This is a genomic window from Sulfurimonas sp. (assembly GCF_028694895.1).
GTDB lineage: Bacteria > Campylobacterota > Campylobacteria > Campylobacterales > Sulfurimonadaceae > Sulfurimonas.
In genome coordinates, this window is the sequence record NZ_JAQVKA010000123.1 from 1 (window position 1) to 3,927 (window position 3,927).

Annotated in this window: 5 protein-coding genes; all 5 read right to left on the reverse strand. The window is 34.1% G+C overall.

The window, feature by feature from the left end:
- The coding region (locus tag PHI38_RS09530) for an HsdR family type I site-specific deoxyribonuclease (protein ID WP_299855532.1) at positions 1 to 1,178 on the reverse strand (1,178 nt) is incomplete at its 3' end.
- A gap of 62 nt (positions 1,179 to 1,240) precedes the next feature.
- Positions 1,241 to 1,585, reverse strand: coding sequence for a BRO family protein (locus tag PHI38_RS09535; RefSeq protein WP_299855534.1), 345 nt, complete (start codon positions 1,583 to 1,585; stop codon positions 1,241 to 1,243).
- Positions 1,586 to 1,588: 3 nt separating this feature from the next.
- Positions 1,589 to 2,581: a RhuM family protein gene (gene rhuM, locus PHI38_RS09540; RefSeq protein ID WP_299855536.1), complete on the reverse strand. Its 993-nt coding sequence runs from the start codon at positions 2,579 to 2,581 to the stop codon at positions 1,589 to 1,591.
- Positions 2,578 to 3,507 carry a hypothetical protein gene (locus PHI38_RS09545; protein ID WP_299855538.1) on the reverse strand — a complete coding sequence of 310 codons (930 nt, stop codon included), beginning with the start codon at positions 3,505 to 3,507 and terminating at the stop codon, positions 2,578 to 2,580. The genes rhuM and PHI38_RS09545 overlap by 4 nt, the downstream gene beginning before the upstream one ends.
- On the reverse strand, positions 3,500 to 3,927 hold a 428-nt coding region (locus PHI38_RS09550), incomplete at its 5' end, for an AAA family ATPase (RefSeq protein ID WP_299855541.1). The genes PHI38_RS09545 and PHI38_RS09550, both read right to left, overlap by 8 nt.

Sequence of the window (3,927 nt, forward strand, 5' to 3'; positions counted from 1 at the left end):
GAGAGAGTATCATAAACATTTCCCTCCTCAGGCTGAAACTTTTGAATAGTCGTAAATATCACTCCACCGCTTGCGACTTTGAGCTTTTGTTTTAAATCTTCTCTATCTTCTATTTGCATAGGTTCTTGTCTTAGCAGATTGCCACAACTAGCAAAGGTATCAAAAAGCTGATCGTCCAAATCATTTCTATCAGTAATCACAAGCACGGTTGGGTTACTCAGAGCTAAAACAATTTTACCAGTATAAAATACCATAGATAGTGACTTCCCGCTTCCTTGCGTGTGCCAAACAACTCCACCTTTTTTATCCCCACCTTCACTACTTGCGCTTATCGTTCTTTGGACTGCTTTATTTACCGCATAGTACTGATGATAAGCGGCTAATTTTTTAACAGTTTCAATAGTTACGATGCCGTTCTTGTCCTCTTTTTTAGATTTCTCAAAAACTATAAAACTTCGCACCAAGTCAAGCAAGACAAGAGGATTTAACATTCCATTTATAAGTGTTTCTATCTGAGGAATCAGCCTTGAAGCTTCGCTTTCTCCATCGCTTGTTTTCCATGCCATATAACGACTAAGTCCAGCTGAAATAGTTCCAGCTTTTGCCTCTATACCGTCACTAATGACACAAAAAGCATTGTAAGTAAAAAGTGATGGGATGAGTGATTTGTAAGTGCCGATTTGATTGTGTGCTGATTTTATAGTGGCATTTTCATCAACTGCATTTTTAAGTTCAATCACCACCAAAGGTAAGCCATTTACAAATAGGATGATATCTGGTCGTTTGTTATGCCCATTTTCTATGATAGTAAATTGATTTGCCACTACAAAATCATTGTTACTCACATCATCAAAATCTACCAAATGCACAATCTCACCACGAGTGATGCCGTCTCTTTGTATATCAACTTTTACACCTTCTACTAAGAGTTTATGAAATGTTTCATTGTCGCTTAAGAGTTCGCTTGATTTGATTCTCTGGGTCTGTTTTATAGCATCTTCTATGGCACTCTGTGGCAAAGATGGATTGATTTTCAGAGCAGCATTTAAAAGTCTATCTTTGAGCAAGACCTCTTCATGATTTCGTTCAAGTTCTGGAGCATAAATGTAGTTGTAGCCAAGCTTTTCAAAAAGCGTAAGCGCAAAAAGTTCTATTTCATTTTCTGTAATTTTATTCATCATAATTTCCTATGTGGTATGTGCAAAATTTGCACATACCACGTTATCATTTATCATCTTCTTTATTTTTTGGCAAAGCACTTTGTTTTATCATCTTTTTTGCTATCACCATTTTGAGCTACGAGATAACAAGCATATCTTGTAAGCATTATATCTTCTATGGGTCGTTGTGTATTTAAGCCTATTGATACCATTTTCGTGACATCGCGAAAATGGTCTGATATTTTTATGCTAGAGTTTTCACAAGCTGTTTTTGCTTTTTGAATTACATTTGCAAAATTTTCCCATCTTTCATATCCAAGGACTTTCTGCAAATCTCTGGCAAACCAATATTCTATACTACTATTTTCAATGGAAAGTTTTAGTATTTTTGAGGTTATTTTGTATGGTGGAGTATAATTATTCATCTTTTACCCCTCCAATATATTTACTATCAGATTTATGACGGTATCTTTTTGTTTCGGGTCGCTTTTAGCCGTCATAAGTGCCAAAGCCACTAAGGCATTATCATTTATCTTTAGTTCGCCGTTTGTTTTGTAAAGCCTATTGTTTTTGGATAAAAAAAGTATAAACATAAAAGCACCGATGCGTTTGTTACCGTCATTGAAAGGATGTCCTTTGATGATGTAGTAGAGAAGATTTGCTGCTTTTTCTTCTACACTAGGAAGCAAATCAACACCGCCAAATGTTTGGTAGATATTTCGTACTATGCCGTCAAACTCTCCAGCCTTTTCTCTTCCAAAAAGTTCTGTAGCTTCGCCCTTTTTTATAAGTTCGGTTTTAAGCTGTGCGATTGCCTCTTTTGCTTCGTCAAAATCTAAGATGAACTTTGCCTCTTTTGGTGCAAAATTGCACTTCAAAGAGTCTTCGTCATACCCTTGCAAAAGCGACCAAGTGCGAGAGTAGTTCAAAATAACATCAAGCAAACCTTTTGCTTCGTTTAGTTCTAATTCGCTTTTTGAGATAGTATCTTTGAGTAATGATATAGTCTCGTTTAGCTCTTTTAAACCCTTTTGCTCTAGCCTTTTTTGGTTGATGGCATAACCGTTTATAAGGTACTCTTTGAGAACCTTTGTTGCCCAAATACGAAATGCCGTACCCCTTTTTGACTTGACACGATAACCGACTGAGATAATTACATCGAGGTTATAGTATGTAACATTATAGTTTTTACCGTCACTTGCAGTTGTCCGGAAATTCCGGACAACTGCATCTTTCTCAAGTTCACCCTCTTTGAAAATGTTGCCTATGTGTTCAGAAATAGTCTTTTTACTTTTATCAAAAAGCACTTCTAACTGTTTTTGGCTAAGCCACACCGTCTCATTTTCAAGCGATACATCAAGCTTGACCTCTCCGTTTGTGTCCTCATAGATGATGATTTGGTTGTTTGGTTCGGTTGTCATTTTACATCTTCCATATCATCAAATAAACTTCCTTGATGTTCTTCTAGCCATTTTTGATATTTTCGTTTTTTTCCAGCTTCTCGTAATTTTAGTTCTCCAAGTTCTAACTCTTGTGTTCCAAAAACTTGTAGCACTCTATAACTTCTACCTTTCTCGTCGCCAAATTCATCAAAAGTAACTTTTATCTCAAGATGACAATTTATCAATGAGCCATTAGAAAATTTATGTTTCCCCTCTATAACTTCTTGTTTAAATTTAGAATCAGCCATACTAAAATCAATTTTTTCATTTTTATATCGTCCTCGCCAGTTATATTTTCCTTCTTTTAAAACTGGTGAAATTATCTCTATCATTGCATCTTCATCTTCTGAAATAGTTGTATCATCATGTAAAATGAAGTTTTTAAAATCTTTTCGTTCCACTATATATTCATCTTCATTATTCTCTAAACTTCTATATCCAATCTTCTCTACTTTTTCATAAGCATCAATTTTTTTATAAAAATTTGAAATATATTTTTGCACGAGTTTGTCATTGAGTTTTTTCTCTATTTGCTCTTCTATTTCTAGTGTTTTTTGCTGATTGTCTAGCTCTAAATTTTGAAGCGTTGCTTCTTTGATTTTTTTATCCAAAGTTTCTGCTTGTGTATCTCTTGTAGCATAATGGGTAATAATATCATTCAATGCGGGTGCTAAATATTTTAAAGCTCCTACTACCACAACTCCAGAAAATGTTAGATACTCAATAACTCCGCCCTCTTGATAAGCTTCTGTTTCGATATTTAACTCACTATCTAAAAGTTCACCTATCCTTTTGACTGCTTCAAGAAAATCTTTTTCCGCTTTATTCCTCACAAAAGCGTTCATGGCATGTAAGTTGTCTTTAAGATAATAGTGGAGTTCAAATTTTTGAGTTATATTATTCATTCACAACTCCAATTTCAATATCCATCATTTTGTTGTAATGTTTGATATTGCCTGACTCATCAAATATTTTTTTAAATGCTTCTTTGAATAAACTCACATCAATCTCTTTAACATCAGAAATATTTGTTTGGTCGGAATGAGACTCTCTATCTATGTATCTTAAAAATGCACTATATTTTATAGAGTCAAGTTGATTGACTGATTCTTTCATCTTTTCATTATCTATAAATCCAAAAAAATTCTCGAGTATATTTCGCATTGCATTTGCCAAAATATTGTCATGAGCATTTCCATTTTCATGGTCTTTTAGTATTTTCCAATAAGCCTGATAATCATTTTGTATCTCATCTTGTGTCATTTCTAAAATTGAAGAAGATTTATCATTGCCTCTAACTATTCTAAAAAGCTTTTTATCTTTTT

Coding starts and splice junctions, on each gene's coding strand:
- PHI38_RS09535 (WP_299855534.1), bottom strand. CDS start 1,585: ATGAATAATTATACTCCACCATACAAAATAACCTCAAAAATACTAAAA.
- PHI38_RS09545 (WP_299855538.1), bottom strand. CDS start 3,507: ATGAATAATATAACTCAAAAATTTGAACTCCACTATTATCTTAAAGAC.
- rhuM (WP_299855536.1), bottom strand. CDS start 2,581: ATGACAACCGAACCAAACAACCAAATCATCATCTATGAGGACACAAAC.